Raw genomic sequence first — 20959 nt, forward strand, 5'->3', positions numbered from 1 at the left:
CTTTTTTATTGTTCTGGTGCTATTTCAATTTCTAAACCTTCTAAATCTTCCGTGATTGGAATTTGACAACCTAATCTCGAATTATCCTTCACGTGATAGGCTTCCCAAAGCATGGCTTCTTCGTCTGGGTTGCGTTCTAAGGAAACAACATCGTTTAAAACATAACACTGACAAGAAGCACACATCGCCATTCCACCACAAACACCAACAGTTCCTTCTTCGGCTAATTCATACGAACGAATTAACTCCATAATGTTCATATTCATGTCGGTTGGAGCTAATACTTCGTGTTTTACTCCGTTTCTGTCGGTTATGAAAATGGTTACGTCTTGTGGCATTATTTATTTTTTTTCTTTAATTGTTCAATATCAAGTAAATCTTTCAATCTTCCTGTTGCCATTTTATTTTTCATCAAATCTTCAAAATCGATATAAGGTACTTTAAAGTTTTCTAGATTTAGAAATAAACGATTTTTGAAAGCTTCATTAAAATTTAAACCACTTACTTTCGTTAATATTTCAATTTTTCTGGGTTCTACTCCAATGCTCCAAACATCAAATTTATCACTTTCAAAATCTTCAATTGAAAAAATAGGCGCTCCAAAATCTTTATAAACCAATTGTAATTTGTTGTAATTTTCAACTGTTTGATTAATCCACAAATCCATATCACCCGTACTTCTGCCATAGCCATGCAAGATTACAGCATATCCTCCAACCAATAAATAATCAACATCATGTTTATCTAAAAGTTGTAAAAATTCTAAAAAATCAATATTGAATAAGTTCGGCATGTTTTCTTGAAGAAAAAACGGTTCTATCTACTTTCTTATCAGGAGTTGTGTCAAAAATAGAATTTATAATATCACAAGCATAATTTAAACGTTCAAGAGGTGTTTTGTCTTCATAGAAAGTTACATGATCATCTGCTTCTTCAAAAGATGATTTACTAACTACACTTCTATCCATTCTTATACTTTCCATATTACAAATATAAAAATTTAATCAATCGATTTTACAACTGCTTTTTCAGCTTCTTTTCTTGTTCCATCAAAACCATCTACTCCAGAAACTGTGGTATATTTCAACACGTAACGTTTTCCTGGATTGATTCTGTTGTAAACACTTTGGCACATTAAAGTAGCTTCGTGGAATCCGCACAAAATTAGTTTTAACTTTCCTGGATATATGTTTACGTCACCAATGGCGTAAATTCCGTCGATGTTAGTTTGATAATCTAATGCGTTATTTACTTTGATGGCATTCTTTTCGATTTCTAATCCCCAGTTAGCAATTGGCCCTAATTTTGGCGTTAAACCGAAAAGCGGAATAAAATAATCACATTCTGCTTTCATTCTGGCTCCGTTAACCTCAATATCAACAGCGGTAATTCTCTCGCTACCATTAAACCCAACAACTTCAGCTGGTGTAACTAATTTAATTTTTCCAGCATTCTTTAATTCTTGCACTTTTTCAACCGAATCTAAAGCCCCACGAAATTCGTTTCTTCTATGAACTAAAGTCACGGAATTTGCTACATTCGATAAGAAAATACTCCAATCTAAAGCAGAGTCACCTCCACCTGCGATTACAATATTTTTACCTCGATATTTTTCAGGATCTTTAACAAAGTAATCCACTCCGCGATCTTCTTTTTCGTAGAATTCAATATCTTTTAGAATAGGTTTTCTTGGCTCAAATGTCCCTAAACCACCTGCAATTGCTACTGCTTTTGCATGATGTTGTGTTCCTTCATTAGTGGTTACTATAAAAGTTCCATCTTCTAATTTTTCAATGGTTTCAGCGGTTTCTCCTAAGGTAAATCCAGGTTGAAACTGTTTGATTTGTTCCATTAAATTCGTAACCAAATCACCTGCTAAAACTGAAGGATAACCTGGAATATCGAAGATTGGTTTTTTTGGATATAATTCTGCTAATTGCCCGCCAGGTTGTGGCAAAGCATCAATAATATGACATTTAAGTTGTAAAAGTCCGGCTTCGAAAACGGCAAAAAGTCCCGTAGGACCAGCACCGATTATAAGAATATCTGTTTGAATCATTTTTTTAATTTTGAAAGTAGCAAAGTAACAAACTAGTACAATGTAGAAATATGATTTATATCATACTATTGCTTTACTAGGCAATATTTTCTACCGTTTCAATTTGAGGCACGTATTTTTTAATCGTGGTTTCTACACCAGCTTTCATGGTGCTGATACTTAAACTACAATTCGTACATGCCCCTTCTAAACGAACTTTAACATGTTTGTCTTCAATAATTTCTACTAATGAGATGTTGCCACCATCCGAATTCAAAAACGGACGAATTTCATCTAATGCTTTTTCAACATTCTCTTTTATTTCTAATGTAGTCATATTTTTTAGTTTTCAGTCGCAGTTTTCAGTCGCAGTAAACAGCTTAAACTGTAAACTGAGACTGTAAACTGAATACTATTTTTTTACAGCAGAACAACCTGCCATTGTTGTTATTTTGATAGCTTCTGTAGGAGGCAAAGTTTCATTACGATTTACCGTTTCTTGCACTACGTTTCTTGTAATATTTTCGAAAACACCTTCTAAAACTGAAGCCGTTTGCAATGCTGCTGGACGACCATAATCTCCTGCTTCACGGATACTTTGCACTAATGGCACTTCACCTAACAAAGGCACTTGTAAATCTTCTGCTAAGTTTTTAGCACCTTCTTTACCAAAGATATAATATTTATTTTCAGGAAGTTCTTCTGGTGTGAAATATGCCATGTTTTCGATAATTCCTAAAACGGGAACATTAATCGATTCTGACATAAACATTGAAACTCCTTTTTTAGCATCAGCTAGAGCAACTGCTTGAGGTGTACTTACTACAACAGCTCCTGTAATTGGCAACGATTGCATAATTGATAAGTGAATATCTCCTGTTCCAGGTGGTAAATCGATTAGCATGAAATCTAATTCGCCCCAGTTGGCGTCAAAAATCATTTGGTTTAGAGCTTTAGCAGCCATTGGACCTCTCCAAATAACCGCTTGGTCTGGTTTTGTGAAAAATCCGATAGACAAAATCTCAACTCCGTAACTTGAAACAGGTTGCATTTTTGATTTGCCATCCACCTCAACTGAAATAGGTTTTGAATTTTCAACATCAAACATGATTGGCATCGAAGGTCCGTAGATATCCGCATCTAAAACACCAACTTTGAATCCCATTTTAGATAGAGTTACAGCAAGATTTGCAGTAATCGTAGATTTTCCTACACCACCTTTTCCTGAAGCAACTGCGATAATATTTGAAATTCCAGGAATTTGTTTTCCTCTAATTAAATTTGGATTTTCTGGTTTTTCTGGTGCTTCAACTTTGATGTTTACTTTTACTTTTGCTTTTTCGTACACTTTTTCGTGAATTACCTTAATAATATCTACTTCAGCACGTTTTTTAATATGCAATGCTGGCGTTGATAAAAGTAAATCAACTACTACTTCATCTCCAAAAGTGATTACGTTTTGAACTGCACCACTTTCCACCATATTTTTTCCTTCACCTGCAATTGAAATGGTTTCTAATGCAGCTAAAATTTCTTTTCTATCTAGTTTCATTTTTTCGAGTTTTTAATAAATCAGTTTAAAACAGAACAACTTACGTTTTTATTCAGACTGATTTTAGATTGCAAAGATAATAAGAAGTTTAGGAGTTTAAAACTTTAAAAGTTTAAAGTTTTTATAATTTGATAGTTAGAATCTATGATTAAATAAAAAAGCAATCCTTCATTAAAAGATTGCTTTCTTAAACTAATTGAAAAAAATTTATTAATACTGTAAGAATAAGTTGAAATTGATATCAACATTGTCATTAACTACCACCATGCCTAATAATTTTTTAGGAGATTTTAATTTAAAATCTTTGATGTTCAACTTCAATTGTCCTTTTACATTATTTGTGTTTGAATTAAAAATTACTGGAACCAAATATTCTTTTTCAACACCAGCGATTTTCACGTTTAATTTTGCGGTTATGTTTTCTTTAATAGTATTAATTTCTTTAACATTAATTACAATATGCGGATAATCTTCGGCTTTTAGAATGGTTTTAAAATCTTTGGTTATCATTTTGTGAGCGCAATCAAAACCTGTACTTTTTATAGAAAGCTTTGCTCCTTCTAACAAGATTTTGTTGTTATTTCTAGCTATCGAAACTTGCAAATCATTCTCAATAAAATCAGAATTATATTTACATTCGAAACTATTGACATTAGATTTTCCTTTTATCGAAACCTCACTTTTATTCGTGATTTTAACATTGGTTTGATTTTTAGAAAATCCAAAACTCAAAAGAATAATAACTGATATAATGCCTATTGTTTTCATAACCTTAAAGTAAAAGCGAAAAGCCGTTTAACTCTTCGCTTTTAAATTTACTATTTTTAGAAACTAATTACTGCTTCTGCAACAAATCCACTGAATTTACCTCCATCCATGATGCTTCCAGCTGTATATCCATCGTAAGTTTGATTAACATATTCTACTTTAGCTAAGATATTTTTTGTCATGAACCAACCAGCACCTAAAGAAATTCTTTGTACATCGATGTCTTGTGTTGCATCTAATTCTCCAGAAACTGAATTATAACGACCAGCTACGTATAAGTTTTCATTTTTGCCGAAACGGTATAACAAATCTGCTCCTAATTGAGTGAAGTTTCTTCTATCTGTTTCAGCAAATTTTCTACCTGATACGGTTTCAAACAATCCAAAGAATTCAAAACCTTTATATTTTACAAATGGATTAATCATAATTGCAGTTAACTTGTTTGTTAAACCAGGATTAACTAATCCAGAAGAATAATTAGCAGATGAAGTAGCTGTTGTAGGCTCCATTACGAAGTAATATCTTGAACCTGCTCTATCACCACCATATAAATAAGTTCTTGCAGAATAAGCTGAATTGTAGATAGAACCAGTAATTCTAAATCTTAAATCTGTATTAAATTGTTTGTCATATCCTAATTTAGCCATAACTGATGGACTTGTAGCGCTTGGCGCATTAGCTCCTTGATTTAATTTACCATTAGTAGCTCCAATCATAGAAATAAAACCATTTTTTCTAAAGTAAACTTCTGCTCCAACTTCTGTTGTAAATGCATCCATAATGTAGTTTCCTACGAATGGGTTATATATAGCTTGTGCATTATCTGAACGTCTAAAGTGTGCATCACCATAGTTATTTTCCATATGTCCAATGTTGATAGTAACGTATTTCATTGTTTCAGCTAATAAACCTTCTTTGATGAAATCTAAATTATCAATTTGGAAATACCCTCCTTTAACATAAGGTTCTGGGTGGTGACGAGAAGACAAATATGTTCTTAAATGCATTCTAACCCCTTTTGCTAAAGCTACGTCTAAATCTAAGTTGGCAGTAGCTAAGTTAAAGTTGTTTCCAATTGGAATTAAAGCTGTTGCTCCAGTTGCGTTTTCATGATCTAAAGCTTGATATTGTAATGTTGAAGCACCACCAACTCTCACTTTTATTCCATCAAAAGTGGAAGCTGTATCTTTTGGACTTTCAAAAACATTGATTCCTCTTTTATCAGGTTGTCTGTAATTATCCAAATCTCTATTCTGAGCCTGTATACCTGTACTTAAGCCTAAGGCTGCAATTACTAACGAAAATTTAATAAATGTTCTCATGATTTTTAAAATTTAATATGTGTGTTTTAGTTATAAGTTCTTGTTTGTATTAATTGTAAGTAACTTTGAAATCAACCGTTACGTCTTTACCTGTTTTAATAGTTCCCATTAAAGCCGTTGGAGGTTTTACTCCGTAAACAGTCATGTCGATTTTAGTTTTTCCAGAAAAAATTGCTTTTTTCCCTACAACTTTAACTGTAAAAGTTTGATTGATTCTTTTTGTAACTCCAGAAATGCTTAAATCACCTTGAGTTTCTACTGTAAAATTACCAACTGAAGTTTCTGTAATTTTTGCAACACTTACTAATTTGTAATTAATGGTTTTGTAAGTCTTACTATTTAAAGCTTTGAATGTATTATTATCCATTCCGTTTTTACCGCTTTTTAATTGCTCTACTTCTACAGCAAAATCTAAATTTTTTATAGCTTTTAAATTGCCTGCATCAATTGTCATTGTTGATTTTCCGCTCATTGCTTTAGCATCAATTTCCCAATCGTGAAGATTAGAAGTTCCTAGAACTTTTAATTTGCTTTCGGCTAAAACCACTTTAGATTCTTGTGCAAAAACATTATAGATTGGCGCTACAATCATTAACAGTAAAAACCATTTTTTGAAGTTTATTTTTAAAGTGTTCATTTGTACTGTGTTTTAAATTATAGTACAAATTTCAGCCGAAAAAAAAACGTTTTACATGACATTTGTCACGTTTGTTACAAAAAGAATGAAGTAAATTAAAAGAGATGAAAACTCAAACGTTTTCAAAAAAAAGAATAAAAATTAAAACTTAGGTTCCCAAAAATGTTTTTCGAAATCGATAATTTGATTGTCGATAACTTGAATTCCTTCGTTTTCTAAAAGTTGTTGCATTAAATTAGTTCCATCAAAATGATGCTTGCCAGAAAGTAGTCCTTTTCTATTAACAACTCGATGCGCAGGAACATCTTCTATGTTATGAGATGCATTCATTGCCCAACCCACCATTCTAGCAGAGCGTGCTGCGCCAAGTGCTTTTGCAATGGCACCATAAGAAGTTACTTTCCCTTCTGGAATTTGGCGAACGATTTCGTAAACACGTTCAAAAAAGTTGTCGTTATTTGACGTTACCTTTTTCAAATATTAAAAAAACATCTTATATAAGGAAGAAACTGCTACAATTCCGGTTAATGCCGCAATTAAGAAATTGATATTTTGAACTATAAAAGTGAGTTTGTGTTCAATTAGCTTGAAAAATTTAGCATATAAGTAAAACACAAAATAAGTTCCTAAAGCTGCCGATATTGAAAACAATACAATAGAAATCATATCATACTGAAACAAATCTTTTGAAGCCATCATTAAACTTGTAATGGCGTACCAAGGAATGGCAAACATATTAAAAGCAGACATTGCCATTCCGTAAAAAAAACGATTTCTTTTTGCTTCAATCTCAACTTTGATTTCTTTTTGCTTTTTAGCTTTCAAACCCATAATAGTAAAAGCAATTGTCAATATAATAAAGATTACAGTGCCAATTTTTTTCAATCCTTCACTAAAAACTGGATTAGCATCTAAGAATTTCGCAAAATAAGTCCCTAAAAAACTTTGGATAAAAACCACTACAACCGCTCCTAAAGCAAAATTCAAGGCTTGTTTTTGACTTTCCTTTACACTGATTTTGGCAATTGTCATATTCAACATACCCGGAATAATGATACCGCCAATGGAAATTATCAAACCTAGAAAAATGGCTAAAACAAACGTCATAAATTGATTTTTATCAAAAGTAAGGAAGAATATTGAAATGAATGTAACAAAGATTACTTAATTCGGAACTTAATATAGGTAATAGGTTTGTTTACTTCCAAATATTGACTTTCGTAAAACGTTTGAATTCCAGTTACTTCTGCTGGCGCTCCTTCGTTTTTATAAATATTGTGGTTCGCATAAATTACTTCATGACCTAAACCATGTAACAACCCTAATGTATAACCATGCATAAACTCTGAATCGGTTTTTAAATGCATCAATCCGCTTGGTTTTAGGATCTTTTTATAGCGCTCTAAAAACTCAGCATTCGTCATTCTGTGCTTGGTTCTTTTGTATTTGATTTGTGGATCTGGGAAAGTAATCCAAATTTCAGACACTTCGTTTTCAGCAAAAATATGATTGATTAACTCGATTTGCGTTCTTACAAAAGCTACGTTATTCATACCTGTTTCAACAGCAGTTTTTGCTCCACGCCAAAATCTTGCTCCTTTGATATCAATACCAATAAAGTTTTTATTTGGAAATCTTTCGGCTAAACCAACAGAGTATTCGCCTTTTCCACAACCTAATTCTAATACAATTGGATTATCATTTTTAAAGAATTCTCTATTCCATTTACCTCTTAACGGAAATTCATTCCCAACAACTTCTTCTCTTGTTGGTTGAAAAACATTAGTAAACGTTTCGTTCTCGCTGAATCTTTTTAATTTATTTTTACTTCCCACTTCTAATTTATTTTGGGCAAAATTAAGCAAATAATTAGCAACACAAATAAACTTTTAATAATGTTTCAATAACCTTAACATTAGATACGTTTTCGTTTTTTGTATAAAATTTTTATTTTGAAATCGCAATTAATAAAAAGTTGCGCAAGCAACACCGACGAAAAAAAAAGCGATTCCATATGTGACCGCTAAAAAATATAATCCACACATATGAAAAAACGTAAAGTTGAAGTGGCTGTTATTTCCGATGTTCATCTTGGAACGTATGGTTGTCATGCGAAAGAATTATTGGATTATTTATCTTCGATAAAACCTAAAATTTTAGTACTGAATGGCGATATTATCGATATTTGGCAATTTAGAAAATCTTATTTCCCATCGAAACACTTAGAGGTAATTAAGAAGATTATTTCTATGAGTACCAAAGGTACAAAAGTGTATTATATCACCGGTAATCACGATGAATTTCTTAGGAAATTTACCGATTTACACATGGGAAACATCAGTTTAATTGATAAACTCGTGTTAGAATTAGATCACAAAAGAGCTTGGATTTTTCATGGAGACGTTTTTGACGCTTCGATTACCCAAGCCAAATGGTTAGCTAAATTAGGCGGTTGGGGTTATGATATCCTCATTTTAATTAACCGTTTCATCAATTGGGTTTTAACCCGATTTAACAAAGAACCGTATTCGCTTTCGAAGAAAATTAAAAACAATGTAAAATCTGCTGTAAAATTTATCACTAACTTTGAAAATGTTTGTGTGGAATTGGCGATAGAAAACGACTACGATTATGTAATTTGCGGACATATTCACGAGCCCAAAATTGAGTTCATGGAGAATGAAAAAGGAGAGGTTTTCTATTTGAATTCGGGCGATTGGGTAGAAAATTTAACCGCTTTAGAATATAACAACAAAAAGTGGAAATTACACCAACACGATAGAAATTTTAGTTCGGATGAAAATGAGTATAATTTTGAAGATGAAAATAAATTAGCCGAACAATTTATTGCGGTTTTGAAAAAGTAATGAAGAAAAAAATACTCATAGCGCCATTAAACTGGGGTTTAGGACATGCCACAAGATGTATTCCTATTATAAAAGCATTGGAAGAAAATGGTTTTGAACCCATTATTGCTTCAGACGGAGTAGCTTTAGCTTTATTAAAAAAAGAATTTCCAAATCTTTTGAGTATCGAATTACCTGCTTACAACATTCAATACTCAGAAAAAGGTAAAAACTTCAAGTGGAAATTAGCGCTTCAAATGCCTAAAATGATGTTGGCCATCAAAAAAGAGAAATCAAAAATCAATAAGATTATCGAAAACTATGAAATTGATGGCGTTATTAGCGATAATCGATTGGGTGTTTATTCTTCAAAAGTACCTTCTGTTTTTATCACACATCAATTAAATGTACTTTCTGGAAATACTTCTTGGTTGACAACCAAATTGCATTCACGTTACATTTCCAAGTTCGATGCTTGTTGGGTTCCTGATGTTTCTAGTGTAGAAAATTTGTCGGGAAAATTAGGTCATCCTGAAAAGATGATGAACACCATTCGATACATCGGACCTTTAAGTCGCATTGAAAAAAAATCATTACCAATTAAGTACGATATTATGGTTTTATTATCAGGACCAGAACCGCAACGTACTTTATTGGAAAAGAAACTTATCAAAGAATTAGAAAATAGTTCGAAGGAAATTCTATTCGTAAAAGGAATTGTAGAATCGCAACAGCAAATCGAGAAAGTAAATTCGACTACTTATTACAATTTCATGAATTCGGAAGAATTAAGTACTGCTTTTAATGAGAGTGAATTTGTGGTTTGTCGTTCTGGTTATACCACGGTTATGGATTTGGCGAAATTGGAGAAAAAAGCGTTTTTTATTCCAACACCAGGTCAATATGAACAAGAATATTTATCTAAAAAATTTAAATCAGAAATTGTGGCCCCAAGTTGCAAGCAAGAGAAATTCAAAGCTTCTAAGTTAGAAAAAATTCACTTTTACAAAGGATTTAAGGATTTTTCGGTTGACCCGAATTGGAACGAATTATTTCGTCTTTTCCAAAGTAAATGAAAATTCTGAACCAACACCAATTTGACTTTCCACATAAATTTTCTCATCATGTCCTTCAATAATGTGTTTCACGATAGCTAATCCTAAACCTGAACCGCCTTCGCTTCTTGCACCACTTTTATCTACTCGGTAAAAACGTTCGAATAATCGCGGAATGTTTTGTTTTTCGATTCCTTCACCGTTATCGGTAATTCTTACGATGACTTTATTTTTGGTTAAATCTTCGATTCCAACTTCAGTAGTTCCGCCTTTTTTTCCGTATTTGATAGAGTTTACAACCAAATTCGTAACAACTTGTTGGATTTTCTCTTGATCTGCCATTACCCAGATAGGTTTAGCGTATTTCATATCGAAAGTTAAGGTAATGTTTTTGTTTGCTGCTTTCATTTCGAACAAATCAAATACATTCTGAATTACCTCAACAATATTAAAACGAGTTACATCTAGATTGATTTCACCAACTTCTAATTTGGTAATCATATCCAAATCTTTCACGATGTAAATCAAACGTTCTACACCTTTTTCGGCACGTTCTAAATATTTTGTTCGGATATTTTTGTCTTCCATCGCACCATCAAGAAGCGTAAGCAAATAACCTTGAATCGTAAAAAGTGGTGTTTTTAATTCGTGCGAAACGTTTCCTAAAAATTCTTTTCGGTATTCTTCTCTAATTTTTAAGGTTTCGATTTCTAATTTTTTATCTCTGGCGAATTTTTTTACTTCTTTCGTCAACGTTGCCATATCGGTTGTTACGGGTTGATTTATATAAGAAGTCGTTTCTAAAAGCGAAACATCGTCATAGATTTTCTTAACGCGTTTGTAAATAAAATGCTCCACTCTAAATTGAATTAAAAAGAATGTAGCCGCATAAAAAATTAGCGAAAAAGCGAAAACAACTAGTAAATTTAATGACTGAACAAAATAATGATATAAAAAAATAGTCGCTAAAAAGAACAAGGTTACGTATAACGATGACTTTAAAGCGAACTTATAAGATTTTTTAAATTTTAATTGCATTAAAATTCGATTTTATAACCAACTCCTTTAATGGTTTTAAAGAAACTATCTCCAATTTTTTCTCTTAATTTTCTAATGTGAACATCGATAGTTCTTCCACCCACTACTACTTCGTTACCCCAAACTTTGTCTAAGATTTCTTCACGAGTAAACACTTTTCCTGGTTTTGTAGCTAACAAATAGAACAATTCAAACTCTTTGCGAGGCAAGATAATTTCTTCGCCATCTTTAATGATTTTGTATTCTTCTCTGTTGATTTCGATATTACCTACTGTTAAAGTTGTAGTTGACGAAACGCCTTCAACACCTTTTAACCTTCTTAATAATGCTTGCACTTTACTAACCAAAACTTTTGGTTTGATTGGTTTTGCAATGTAATCATCAGCTCCAGCATCAAAACCAGCTACTTGCGAATAATCTTCGGAACGAGCGGTTAAAAAAGTAATAATTGTATCTTGAAGTTCTGGAATTTTTCTGATGTTTTCACAAGCTTCCATTCCGTCCATTTCTGGCATCATTACATCCATAATAATTAATTGGGGATGTTCTTTTTTTGCTTTCGCGATAGCTTCTTTTCCATTTGAAGCCGTTATAATTTGATAGCCTTCTTGAGAAAGATTGTATCCTACAATTTCTAAGATATCTTGCTCATCATCAACCAATAAGATCTTAATGTCTTTTTTCTTCATTACAAAATTTGTTATGTTTTGGTTTGTAAAGGTAAAGATAAAATAAAATGTTCAAAGGAGTTTACAATTATTTAATCTATTAACAATTCGGTAACGCATTCGCAACCAATTCATAACAGGCAAGTAACTTTACTATAACACTTCAGCAGTTCCTTTGCACCAAAATTTAACAACACAAAATGAAACTACGTTATTTATTATTATCATTATTCTTTTCAGTAGCAATGTTTGCTCAAAATGGAACTGTTACCGGAACTATTTTAGATAAAGAATTTAACAACGAACCTTTACCTTTTGCTAACATAGTAATTAAAGGAACAAAACAAGGAACTTCTACAGATGAGAATGGAAAATATTCGATTTCTCTAAAACCTGGCAACTACACTATAGTTATAGGATATTTAGGATACGAAACTAAAGAAATACCTTTTACTATTAAAGCTAATGAGAAAAAAGTAATTAACCATACACTTGAAGCTAGCGGAGTTCAATTAGCAGATATTGAAATTATCCAAGTAGTCTCTAAAGAAAAAGAAAGTGCTTTGTTACAAGAACAACAAAAAGCAGTCGAAATTAAACAAAGTATTGGAGCGGAAGAAATTTCTAAAAAAGGTATTGGAGATGTGGCGGCAGCAGTTGCAAAAACTTCTGGAATTTCTAAACAAGAGGGTTCAAGCGATATTTATGTTAGAGGTTTAGGAGATCGATATAATTCAACAACTATGAATGGATTACCGTTACCTTCAAATAACCCTTCAACAAAAAATATGTCTTTAGATGTTTTCTCTACTGATATTGTAGAATACATTGGAATTGACAAAACATATAATTTTAAAAATTATGGAGATTTTGCAGGAGCAAACGTTGATATTGTTTCTAAAACATACAAAGGAAGCGGAATGATTGAAGTAGGAAGCGGAATGAATGCAAACTCAAATGCAATTTCTCAAAACAAATTTTACTTACAAGATGGTCCAAATTTTCATGGATTTAGTAATGAATCAATCCCTAACAATCCTTTAAATGGATACAATTTTACGACAAGTTGGGATAAACAAGCAGCAACTCCAATTGGAAGCTCGTTTTATTTAAGAGGGGGCGATTCTTATTCAGTAGGTTCAAATGGAAAATTAAGTTTCTTTTTAAATGCTTCTTTTGATAATAGTTATAATTACAAAGAAGGCGCAAGAAGAGGAAGTGTAAATACACAAGGAATTGCGGTAAAAGATTTGTTTAGAAAAGCATACGAATATCAAACAAGTTCAAATGCTATGGCTAATATAAATTATAAAATTAACAGTAATCATAATATCAAATGGAACTCAATGTATATCAACTCTACATCACAAAAACATGAAGAGTTTACAGGTATAATTGATGCTTTTGACGCACCTGGAAATGGATATGTATCACGTTCAACTTTTGACAGAACTTCTTTACTTATCAATCAATTATTAGGAAATCATACACTAGGGAATCGTGTTAATTTTGATTGGGGAATTTCATACAATATGATGATGAATGTAATTCCAGACAGAATGCAAAACACTTTTGTTGCATTAGACAATAACAACCCTAACTCCCCGTTGATAGTTTCCGATTTAAATAAATCTGATAATCATAGATATTTTCAAGAAATGACAGATGATGAAGTTGCAGGTAACTTTACCTTATCATACAAATTTGGTAAAACAGCAGATGACAAATATAAAGGTAAATTTATTGCAGGTTACAGCGCACGTTACAAAGAAATTAATTTTGACGCAACGCAATTTAATTTTGATATTTTACCGCCAAATGTTACCCTACCAATTATTGATTTAAACAATATTGATGGTTTCTTTAATCAAAACGGAATTGATTTAGGATATTACAATATTGTAACATTTAGAGGTGGTCTGAGTAGTCCAAATGCATTAGACCCTCAAAATTATAACGGACAACAAATTATATCAGCTGGTTTTGGAGCAATTGAGTATCAGTTTACTCCAAAATTATTTGTAATTGCAGGTTTCCGTTCTGAATATATTATACAAGATATTTTTTATAGCACTTCATTAAAAACAGGAAAAAAATTAACTGATACTATGGAATATTTGCCTTCATTAACAGCAAAATATGAAATTAATGAAAAGCAAAATATTAAATTAGCAGCTAGTAAAACCTATACTCTACCTCAATTTAAAGAAAGAGCTCCTTTCTTATTTGAAGAAGTAGGACAAAGTTACTTTGGAAACGAAAACTTATACAATTCAACCGATTACAACTTTGATCTAAAATGGGAAATGTTCCCTAAAAATGGAGAAGTAATATCATTTACTGGATTTGGAAAATACATACAAAACCCAATTAATCAAGTTACTGTAGCTTCAGCAACAAACGATATTTCATGGGTAAATTCAGGAGAAAAAGCTATTGGATTAGGTATTGAAGGTGAATGGAGAAAAAATTTATTTTCTCGTGAAAACAATACTACTGGAGAAAAAACTAACTTAGGATTTGGATTAAATGTTTCCTACTTATTTACCAACCAAGATTTAGATACTGAAAAAGTAATTAACGAAAATCCAGGAATAAGTGTTGCTTTTACAAATCAAGATTCGAGATTAACAGGTGCTTCTGATTTATTAGTCAACTCTGACATTAGTTTTAATAAAGAGTTTAAAAACGACAAATCGTTGACTGCAACTTTAGCTGGAGGTTATTTTTCTGATAGAATTTACGCACTTGGAGTTACTGGTAAAGGAGATTTAGTAGATAGCGAAGTAATTACTTTAGATTTTATTCTAAAATACAACGTTAGTAAAAATATCGGATTTGGATTTAGCGCCAAAAATTTAACTAATCCAACAATCGAAAGAACGCAAGACATTCAAAATGTTGTAGTTGACTCATACAAAAAAGGAAGAAACTTTAGTATTTCTATGAAATATTCATTCTAAACAATTAGTTAACAATAAATAAATATTTAGGCAGATTTTTTTCAAAATCTGCCTTCTTTTTTAATAAACTAATAACATTAGGGTAAACACTTAAAAACAATTCAATTATAGTTTTGTAACAACAAATTAAATAACACAAAAAATGAAAAATTTATTATTATCAGCTTTAGCTATAGCTGTTTTAACTTTCACATCTTGCTCTAGAGATGAAGATTCAGATGGAAACAATAACAATACAGTAACTATTAATCCTGCAGATTTTAAAGGTGAATTACTAAGCGGGCAATCTGCTACTTTAGACGCAACACAAGTTTACAACTTAACGGGATCTTTTATTGTAAGAGGTGGAGCAACTCTAACTATCCCAGCTGGAACAAGAATTGAAGCTACTGGGGGAACTGCATCATACATTGCAATTGCACAAGACGGATTGCTTTATGTAAATGGAACTTCTACAAATCCTGTTATTATGACAAGTGGAAACGCTGTTAAAGCAACTGGAGATTGGGGTGGATTAGTAATTTGCGGAAGAGCAAACACTAACAAAGGTGGATCTACTGGCCAAACTGCAACTTCAGAAGTTGGAGATTTAACTTATGGTGGTACTGAAAACACTGACAGTTCAGGTGTTATTCGTTATTTAAGAGTAGAATATACAGGAGCTGCTTATAATGCTACTAAAGAATTTAACGGTGTATCGTTATTTGGAGTAGGAAGTGGAACTGTTTTTGAATACGTTCAAGCTTATAAAAGTGGTGATGACGGAATTGAATTTTTCGGCGGAAATGTAAACGCTAAATATTTAATTGCTTTACACAGTGAAGATGATGCAGTAGATTTTGCAGACGGATACTCAGGAACGCTTGAAAATGTTTTCATTAAAGATGTAGCTAAAGCTGGTGTTGAAGGTTCAAACAACGGAGATAATGGTGCTGCAACACCTACAACCAATGCAACTTTAAAAAACTTTACAATTCTTAAAGGAAGTTTAGCTGGATCAGAACACGGAATGTTTATGAAAGAAGGTTCAGGAAAATGGAATTGCCAAAATATTTACATTGATGGTTTTACTAAAGGTTTAAAAATTAATGCATCATCTGTAGACCCAAGTTCTAATACAAATGTAGATAATGGATTTATTACATTTAATCCAATCTATTTTGGAGCTACAGTAACAACAAATTCTGAATACGCTGGAACAAATACAACTTACCTAACTGTAGGAGCAAATACCGGAGCTGGAAACAGTGGAGCAACTCCAAGCTGGGCAACTGGTTGGACAACAGGTTTCTAATTAAAACCATATAAAGCATTACAAAATCCCTCTTTCTTGAGGGATTTTTTATTTGGCATTGTATTTGCATTAAAAAAATAGTTATCTTTACACTCAATATTAGTTTCGCATGAAAAAAAAATACTTTTATACTATTTTTCTTTTTACGGTTTTGTTTTCTTTTAGCCTTCAGGCGCAAGAGAACAAATCTGCTATTGCAACTAAAACTCAAGAACCTACAATTGAGGGTTTAGCCATTTACCCAAATCCCGTAAACTCTGGAAAAATTTACATTACTACCAAATCGTCATTAGACAAAAAGGTGGAAATTTTTAATGTACTTGGGAAAAAAGTATTAGAAACGGTTATTACTTCAAAAGAAGTAAATGTAAGTAATCTTTCAGCTGGCGTTTACATCATCAAAATAAAAGAAGGTGATGCCACTGCTACAAGAAAATTAATTATCAACTAGTTAATATCTTATCAATCAAAAAATTAATTTAAAGTTAACATCTGATTTTGTCAGAAATTTTTAATTATTATTTATCTTTGTATTCAATTTTAATTCATATAAGCATGAAAAAACTTTACTTTTTATCATTAACTTTATTAATGTCGTTTTTATCCTTCGGACAAGCTACTGATTTAATCATATCTGAGTATGCTGAAGGAACTTCTGGAAATAGTAAATACATTGAAATTTTTAATGGAACTGGAGCTGACGTAGATTTAGCAGGTTACAGAATTTGGATGATTTCAAATGGAGGAACTTGGCCAGAATCATCTATAAATCTAACTGGTATTTTAGCAAACAACGATACTTATGTAATTGCTAACAATGCAACAGATGTACCTGGAGCTGATTTATATAACGGAACAGTTACTTGGAATGGTGACGATGCTGTAGGTTTAGCTAAAGACATTTCAACTGTTTGGACACTTATCGATGCTGTAGGTACTGATGGAACTGATCCAGGAACTGGATGGAATGTTGCTGGTATTACTAACGCAACTGCGAACAATAAATTAATAAGAAAAGCTACCGTTTGTTCTCCAAATACAAATTGGACAGCAAGTGCAGGAACTGATGCCGCAAGTTCAGAATGGGAAGTTTCAGCTTATGCAACTGGAGCTGCTGTAAATGGTCACACAAATTCATGTTCTACGGACCCAACTTTAAACATTACTTCACCAATAAACGCAACAATTTTCAACCCAAACACTACAAATGTTAATGTTGTTTTATCTGTTAATAATTTCAATGTAGCTAACGGAACAGGTGATGGACACATTCACTATACTGTTAATGGTGGAGGAGTAGTAATGAAATATGACACTGACCCAATTGCAATTCCTGTTGTAGCTGGAAATTCATATTCTGTTTTTGTTGAATTAGTAGACAATTCACACCAACCTATTATTCCTGCTGTAAATGCTACAGTAACATTTGAAGTAGCTTCTTTAAATGTAGTAACAGACTTAGCTGCCTTAAGAGCAGATGTAATTGCAAATGGCGCTGGAAAATACTATCAAGTATCTAGCAATCCTGTTATTACTTACGCAAGATCTTCTACATATAGAAATCAAAAATACATTCAAGATGCTACAGCTGGTATTTTAATTGATGATGTTCCTGGAACAATTTCTACTCCAATGGTAGCAGGTGATGCAATTTCTGGATTAAAAGGTCAAGCTTCTTTATTTAGTGGTGTACTTCAACTTTTACCATTAGAAAATGCAACTGTTGCTTCTTCAGGAAACGTTGTTACTCCTCAAGTTGTTACTGCAGCTGACATTGTTGCTAATGTTGAAACTTATGAAAGTGAATTAGTTCAAATTAACAATGCAACTTTCACAACTGCTGATGGTACAATTACTTTTGCCGCAAGTACAAATTACAACTTAAACGATGGTTCTGATATTGCTTTTAGATCTTTATTTGCAGAAGCAGATTACATTGGACAAGTTGTTCCTCAGGGAGCTGCTAACAGAGTAGTTTTAGTTGCAGAATTCAATGGAACTCCTCAAGTAGTTTCTCGTTCATTAGCTGATGTAACATTATCTTCATCTTCTTTTGATGCAATCGAAGGCTTAACAATGTATCCAAACCCATTAAAAGGAAATACACTTTACTTAACTTCAACTGCTAATGCTAGTATGTCAGTTCAAATTTTTGATGTATTAGGAAAGGAAGTTGTAAAATCTAATGTAATGAACAACTCAGTAAATATCTCTGGATTAAACGCTGGTATTTACATTGTAAAAGTTACTGAAGAAGGTAAAACTGCTACAAGAAAATTAGTTATCCAATAATTTAGATTTCTAATCAAGTTAAGAATAACAAAATAGAGAAAAGCATCAACGAAAGTTGGTGCTTTTTTATTTAAGACAAATTTGTTTCCTATTTTTGCAGCATGATTTCACAAGAAGACATTTTCCAAATTGGCTCTAAAAAAGAATTTGAAAAAATTACTTTAAAAGTATTTCGTCATCAGTACGATAACAATTTGGTGTACCAACAATTCTGCAACTTCTTAAAGAAAGATAAAACTAATGTGAAATCATTAACCGAAATCCCTTTTTTACCGATTCAGTTTTTTAAAAGCCATACCGTTTTAAGTTCGTCTGAACCGATTCAACAAACCTTTACGAGTAGTGGCACAACAGGAATGCAAACTAGTAAACACTTAGTTACCGATGTAAGTTGGTACGAAATGAGTTATCGTTTAGGGTTTTCAGAATTCTATGGAAATATTGAAGATTATTGTGTTTTAGCCTTGCTTCCGTCCTATTTAGAACGCGAAGGTTCATCATTGATTTACATGGTGGAAGATTTAATCCAAAGCAGCAATCATGAAGATTCTGGGTTTTATTTGAATAACTACGACGAATTAATTTCTAAACTAATCGAGTTAGATAATTCAGGTCAAAATGTAATTTTAATTGGAGTTACTTATGCTTTATTGGATTTAATTGAGAAACAAAATTTCCAATTAAAAAACACCATCATTATGGAAACCGGTGGTATGAAAGGCAAACGCAAAGAAATGATTCGTGAAGAGTTGCACACTATTTTATGCAACGGATTTGGAGTTTCTAAAATTCACTCCGAATATGGTATGACGGAATTACTTTCGCAAGCGTATTCTCTTGGTGATGGTGTTTTCGAATGTCCGCCTTGGATGCAAATTTTAGTTCGTGATACTGAAGATGCTTTAACTTATGTTTCCGAAGGAAAAACTGGCGGAATTAATGTTATTGATTTGGCTAACATCAATTCGTGTTCGTTTATTGCTACGCAAGATTTGGGAAAAAAATATCCCAACCATTCTTTCGAAGTGTTGGGACGTTTTGACAATTCTGATATTCGTGGTTGTAACCTGATGATTGTTTAAGTGTTAAACTGTTGATTTGTTTAATCGATTCTACAACTTAACAATTTAACGATTAAACAATTTTTATCACGTAATAATTTTTCTTTCCTTTTTGCAATAACAAGAATTGATTGTTGATTAAATCCTCTTTAGTAATGATTTTATCTTCAGCAACTTTTTCTTTATTCAAAGAAATTGAGTTTTGTTTCAATTCTCTACGCGCATCACTATTAGAAGCTAAGAAGTTGGTTTTTGCTGCTAAAGCTGCAATCATATCCAAACCTGCATTCAAATCCTCCATAGAAATCTCCGCTTGAGGAACACCATCAAACACTTCTAAAAACGTTTTTTCATCTAATTTTTTCAACTCATCCATTGACGGACTAAAAAAAGCATTTGAAGCTGCTATTGCATTTTCTAAATCTGCTGCAGAATGAACCATTACGGTAATTTCTTCAGCCAAACGTTTTTGCAACGCTCTTAAATGAGGCGCTTCGTTATGTTCTGCGATTAACTTTTCAATCGTTTCTTTGTCTAAGAACGTGAAAATCTTAATGTATTTTTCAGCATCAACATCAGACGTATTTAACCAGTATTGGTAAAATTTGTAAGGCGAAGTTCTTTCGGCATCTAACCAAATATTTCCCCCTTCTGATTTACCGAATTTCGTTCCATCCGCTTTTGTAATCAACGGACAAGTTAACGCATACGCTTTACCTGATTCAATTCTACGAACTAATTCTGTTCCGGTTGTAATATTTCCCCATTGGTCACTTCCACCCATTTGTAATGTACATTTTTTTGCACGGTATAAATGTAAAAAGTCGTAACCTTGTACTAATTGGTAGGTAAACTCCGTAAATGACATTCCTTCTGAAGTTTCTCCAGTCAAACGTTTTTTAACCGAATCTTTCGCCATCATGTAATTCACGGTAATGTGTTTTCCAACATCACGAATGAAATCTAAGAAAGAAAATTCTTTCATCCAATCGTAGTTGTTTACCAATTCAGCAGCGTTTGCTTCCGCTGAAGTAAAATCTAAAAAGCGAGCCAATTGTCTTTTAATCGCTTCTTGATTGTGACGTAAAGTAGCTTCGTCTAATAAATTTCTTTCATTAGATTTTCCAGATGGATCACCAATCATTCCGGTTGCTCCACCTACAAGCGCTAACGGTTTATGTCCACTCAATTGGAAATGTCTCAACAACATCACACCCACTAAATGCCCTATATGCAATGAATCGGCGGTTGGATCAATACCCACATACGCCACACGCATCTGCTCCATCAAATGTTCTTCTGTGCCTGGCATTACGTCGTGGAGCATTCCTCTCCAAGTCACTTCTTCAATAAAATTTTTCATGATTTTAAAATAATTTGGGCAAAGATAGTTTTTAGTTTAAAAGTTTAAAAGTTTTATTCAAA

Annotated in this window: 22 protein-coding genes; 7 read left to right on the top strand and 15 right to left on the bottom strand. The window is 32.4% G+C overall.

Annotated elements, in window-relative coordinates; translation table 11 throughout:
- Positions 1 to 5 precede the first annotated feature (5 nt).
- The 12 genes from B0I03_RS04340 to trmB form a co-directional block, all read right to left on the bottom strand.
- Positions 6 to 338 (bottom strand): 2Fe-2S iron-sulfur cluster-binding family protein, encoded by a 333-nt coding sequence (locus tag B0I03_RS04340; protein WP_111566234.1) that lies wholly within the window; start codon positions 336 to 338, stop codon positions 6 to 8.
- The gene (locus B0I03_RS04345) at positions 338 to 793 is read right to left on the bottom strand and encodes a DUF6036 family nucleotidyltransferase (RefSeq protein WP_111566235.1); all 456 of its coding nucleotides are present in this window, start codon (positions 791 to 793) and stop codon (positions 338 to 340) included. Before B0I03_RS04345 ends, B0I03_RS04340 begins: the two co-directional genes overlap by 1 nt.
- Positions 771 to 983 (bottom strand): hypothetical protein, encoded by a 213-nt coding sequence (locus B0I03_RS04350; RefSeq protein ID WP_146603253.1) that lies wholly within the window; start codon positions 981 to 983, stop codon positions 771 to 773. Before B0I03_RS04350 ends, B0I03_RS04345 begins: the two co-directional genes overlap by 23 nt.
- Positions 984 to 1000: 17 nt before the next feature.
- A complete protein-coding gene (locus B0I03_RS04355; RefSeq protein ID WP_073581095.1) occupies positions 1001 to 2059 on the bottom strand; it encodes an NAD(P)/FAD-dependent oxidoreductase in 1059 nt (352 codons plus the stop codon).
- Positions 2060 to 2135: 76 nt separating this feature from the next.
- Positions 2136 to 2375, bottom strand: coding sequence for a NifU family protein (locus B0I03_RS04360; protein WP_026724438.1), 240 nt, complete (start codon positions 2373 to 2375; stop codon positions 2136 to 2138).
- A 75-nt stretch (positions 2376 to 2450) separates the two neighbouring features.
- On the bottom strand, positions 2451 to 3590 hold the full coding sequence (locus tag B0I03_RS04365; protein WP_111566237.1) for an Mrp/NBP35 family ATP-binding protein: 1140 nt from the start codon (positions 3588 to 3590) through the stop codon (positions 2451 to 2453).
- 210 nt (positions 3591 to 3800) lie between these two features.
- Positions 3801 to 4358 carry a YceI family protein gene (locus B0I03_RS04370; protein ID WP_111566238.1) on the bottom strand — a complete coding sequence of 186 codons (558 nt, stop codon included), beginning with the start codon at positions 4356 to 4358 and terminating at the stop codon, positions 3801 to 3803.
- A gap of 56 nt (positions 4359 to 4414) precedes the next feature.
- Positions 4415 to 5680 carry a hypothetical protein gene (locus B0I03_RS04375; protein ID WP_111566239.1) on the bottom strand — a complete coding sequence of 422 codons (1266 nt, stop codon included), beginning with the start codon at positions 5678 to 5680 and terminating at the stop codon, positions 4415 to 4417.
- Positions 5681 to 5729: 49 nt separating this feature from the next.
- A complete protein-coding gene (locus B0I03_RS04380; RefSeq protein WP_111566240.1) occupies positions 5730 to 6317 on the bottom strand; it encodes a YceI family protein in 588 nt (195 codons plus the stop codon).
- A 141-nt stretch (positions 6318 to 6458) separates the two neighbouring features.
- Positions 6459 to 6794 (bottom strand): MGMT family protein, encoded by a 336-nt coding sequence (locus B0I03_RS04385; RefSeq protein ID WP_111566241.1) that lies wholly within the window; start codon positions 6792 to 6794, stop codon positions 6459 to 6461.
- A gap of 3 nt (positions 6795 to 6797) precedes the next feature.
- The gene (locus B0I03_RS04390; protein WP_111566242.1) at positions 6798 to 7424 is read right to left on the bottom strand and encodes a LysE family transporter; all 627 of its coding nucleotides are present in this window, start codon (positions 7422 to 7424) and stop codon (positions 6798 to 6800) included.
- Between the two features lie 53 nt (positions 7425 to 7477).
- On the bottom strand, positions 7478 to 8152 hold the full coding sequence (trmB, locus tag B0I03_RS04395; RefSeq protein WP_111566375.1) for a tRNA (guanosine(46)-N7)-methyltransferase TrmB: 675 nt from the start codon (positions 8150 to 8152) through the stop codon (positions 7478 to 7480).
- Between the two features lie 210 nt (positions 8153 to 8362).
- Between trmB and B0I03_RS04400 the strand changes: the two genes are divergently transcribed.
- Entirely contained in the window at positions 8363 to 9184 is an 822-nt protein-coding gene (locus B0I03_RS04400) for a UDP-2,3-diacylglucosamine diphosphatase (protein WP_111566243.1), read from the top strand.
- Positions 9184 to 10239: a glycosyltransferase gene (locus tag B0I03_RS04405; protein WP_111566244.1), complete on the top strand. Its 1056-nt coding sequence runs from the start codon at positions 9184 to 9186 to the stop codon at positions 10237 to 10239. Before B0I03_RS04400 ends, B0I03_RS04405 begins: the two co-directional genes overlap by 1 nt.
- On the opposite strand, the gene B0I03_RS04410 is transcribed toward B0I03_RS04405, so the two are convergent.
- Both B0I03_RS04410 and B0I03_RS04415 read right to left on the bottom strand, forming a co-directional pair.
- A complete protein-coding gene (locus B0I03_RS04410; RefSeq protein WP_111566245.1) occupies positions 10213 to 11256 on the bottom strand; it encodes a sensor histidine kinase in 1044 nt (347 codons plus the stop codon). The two genes, B0I03_RS04405 and B0I03_RS04410, sit on opposite strands and share 27 nt — an antisense overlap.
- Positions 11256 to 11945, bottom strand: coding sequence for a response regulator transcription factor (locus B0I03_RS04415; RefSeq protein WP_111566246.1), 690 nt, complete (start codon positions 11943 to 11945; stop codon positions 11256 to 11258). The genes B0I03_RS04410 and B0I03_RS04415 overlap by 1 nt, the downstream gene beginning before the upstream one ends.
- Positions 11946 to 12124: 179 nt before the next feature.
- Here B0I03_RS04415 and B0I03_RS04420 point away from each other — a divergent pair, with 179 nt between their 5' ends.
- The 5 genes from B0I03_RS04420 to B0I03_RS04440 all read left to right on the top strand — a co-directional run bounded on the left by B0I03_RS04420 (position 12125) and on the right by B0I03_RS04440 (position 19555).
- Positions 12125 to 14887 carry a TonB-dependent receptor gene (locus B0I03_RS04420; protein ID WP_111566247.1) on the top strand — a complete coding sequence of 921 codons (2763 nt, stop codon included), beginning with the start codon at positions 12125 to 12127 and terminating at the stop codon, positions 14885 to 14887.
- A 142-nt stretch (positions 14888 to 15029) separates the two neighbouring features.
- Entirely contained in the window at positions 15030 to 16181 is a 1152-nt protein-coding gene (locus B0I03_RS04425; RefSeq protein ID WP_111566248.1) for a hypothetical protein, read from the top strand.
- A gap of 109 nt (positions 16182 to 16290) precedes the next feature.
- Complete coding sequence (locus tag B0I03_RS04430; protein ID WP_111566249.1) at positions 16291 to 16632, top strand: T9SS type A sorting domain-containing protein; 342 nt, start codon at positions 16291 to 16293, stop codon at positions 16630 to 16632.
- 104 nt (positions 16633 to 16736) lie between these two features.
- Positions 16737 to 18473 (top strand): T9SS type A sorting domain-containing protein, encoded by a 1737-nt coding sequence (locus B0I03_RS04435; protein WP_111566250.1) that lies wholly within the window; start codon positions 16737 to 16739, stop codon positions 18471 to 18473.
- A 101-nt stretch (positions 18474 to 18574) separates the two neighbouring features.
- Positions 18575 to 19555, top strand: a complete 981-nt coding sequence (locus B0I03_RS04440; protein WP_111566251.1) for a LuxE/PaaK family acyltransferase — start codon at positions 18575 to 18577, stop codon at positions 19553 to 19555.
- Positions 19556 to 19607: 52 nt separating this feature from the next.
- Here the strand turns inward: B0I03_RS04440 and tyrS are convergent, their stop codons facing one another.
- A complete protein-coding gene (gene tyrS / locus B0I03_RS04445; protein ID WP_111566252.1) occupies positions 19608 to 20897 on the bottom strand; it encodes a tyrosine--tRNA ligase in 1290 nt (429 codons plus the stop codon).
- Positions 20898 to 20959: the final 62 nt, after the last annotated feature.

Origin of the sequence: Flavobacterium aquaticum, from assembly GCF_003259835.1 — a bacterium.
Taxonomy (GTDB): domain Bacteria; phylum Bacteroidota; class Bacteroidia; order Flavobacteriales; family Flavobacteriaceae; genus Flavobacterium; species Flavobacterium aquaticum.

Coding starts and splice junctions, on each gene's coding strand:
- B0I03_RS04370 (WP_111566238.1), bottom strand. CDS start 4,358: ATGAAAACAATAGGCATTATATCAGTTATTATTCTTTTGAGTTTTGGA.
- B0I03_RS04400 (WP_111566243.1), top strand. CDS start 8,363: ATGAAAAAACGTAAAGTTGAAGTGGCTGTTATTTCCGATGTTCATCTT.
- tyrS (WP_111566252.1), bottom strand. CDS start 20,897: ATGAAAAATTTTATTGAAGAAGTGACTTGGAGAGGAATGCTCCACGAC.
- B0I03_RS04405 (WP_111566244.1), top strand. CDS start 9,184: ATGAAGAAAAAAATACTCATAGCGCCATTAAACTGGGGTTTAGGACAT.
- B0I03_RS04360 (WP_026724438.1), bottom strand. CDS start 2,375: ATGACTACATTAGAAATAAAAGAGAATGTTGAAAAAGCATTAGATGAA.
- B0I03_RS04345 (WP_111566235.1), bottom strand. CDS start 793: ATGCCGAACTTATTCAATATTGATTTTTTAGAATTTTTACAACTTTTA.
- B0I03_RS04420 (WP_111566247.1), top strand. CDS start 12,125: ATGAAACTACGTTATTTATTATTATCATTATTCTTTTCAGTAGCAATG.
- B0I03_RS04415 (WP_111566246.1), bottom strand. CDS start 11,945: ATGAAGAAAAAAGACATTAAGATCTTATTGGTTGATGATGAGCAAGAT.
- B0I03_RS04430 (WP_111566249.1), top strand. CDS start 16,291: ATGAAAAAAAAATACTTTTATACTATTTTTCTTTTTACGGTTTTGTTT.
- B0I03_RS04365 (WP_111566237.1), bottom strand. CDS start 3,590: ATGAAACTAGATAGAAAAGAAATTTTAGCTGCATTAGAAACCATTTCA.
- B0I03_RS04375 (WP_111566239.1), bottom strand. CDS start 5,680: ATGAGAACATTTATTAAATTTTCGTTAGTAATTGCAGCCTTAGGCTTA.
- B0I03_RS04390 (WP_111566242.1), bottom strand. CDS start 7,424: ATGACGTTTGTTTTAGCCATTTTTCTAGGTTTGATAATTTCCATTGGC.
- B0I03_RS04340 (WP_111566234.1), bottom strand. CDS start 338: ATGCCACAAGACGTAACCATTTTCATAACCGACAGAAACGGAGTAAAA.
- B0I03_RS04440 (WP_111566251.1), top strand. CDS start 18,575: ATGATTTCACAAGAAGACATTTTCCAAATTGGCTCTAAAAAAGAATTT.
- B0I03_RS04355 (WP_073581095.1), bottom strand. CDS start 2,059: ATGATTCAAACAGATATTCTTATAATCGGTGCTGGTCCTACGGGACTT.
- B0I03_RS04350 (WP_146603253.1), bottom strand. CDS start 983: ATGGAAAGTATAAGAATGGATAGAAGTGTAGTTAGTAAATCATCTTTT.
- B0I03_RS04410 (WP_111566245.1), bottom strand. CDS start 11,256: ATGCAATTAAAATTTAAAAAATCTTATAAGTTCGCTTTAAAGTCATCG.
- B0I03_RS04380 (WP_111566240.1), bottom strand. CDS start 6,317: ATGAACACTTTAAAAATAAACTTCAAAAAATGGTTTTTACTGTTAATG.
- B0I03_RS04435 (WP_111566250.1), top strand. CDS start 16,737: ATGAAAAAACTTTACTTTTTATCATTAACTTTATTAATGTCGTTTTTA.
- B0I03_RS04425 (WP_111566248.1), top strand. CDS start 15,030: ATGAAAAATTTATTATTATCAGCTTTAGCTATAGCTGTTTTAACTTTC.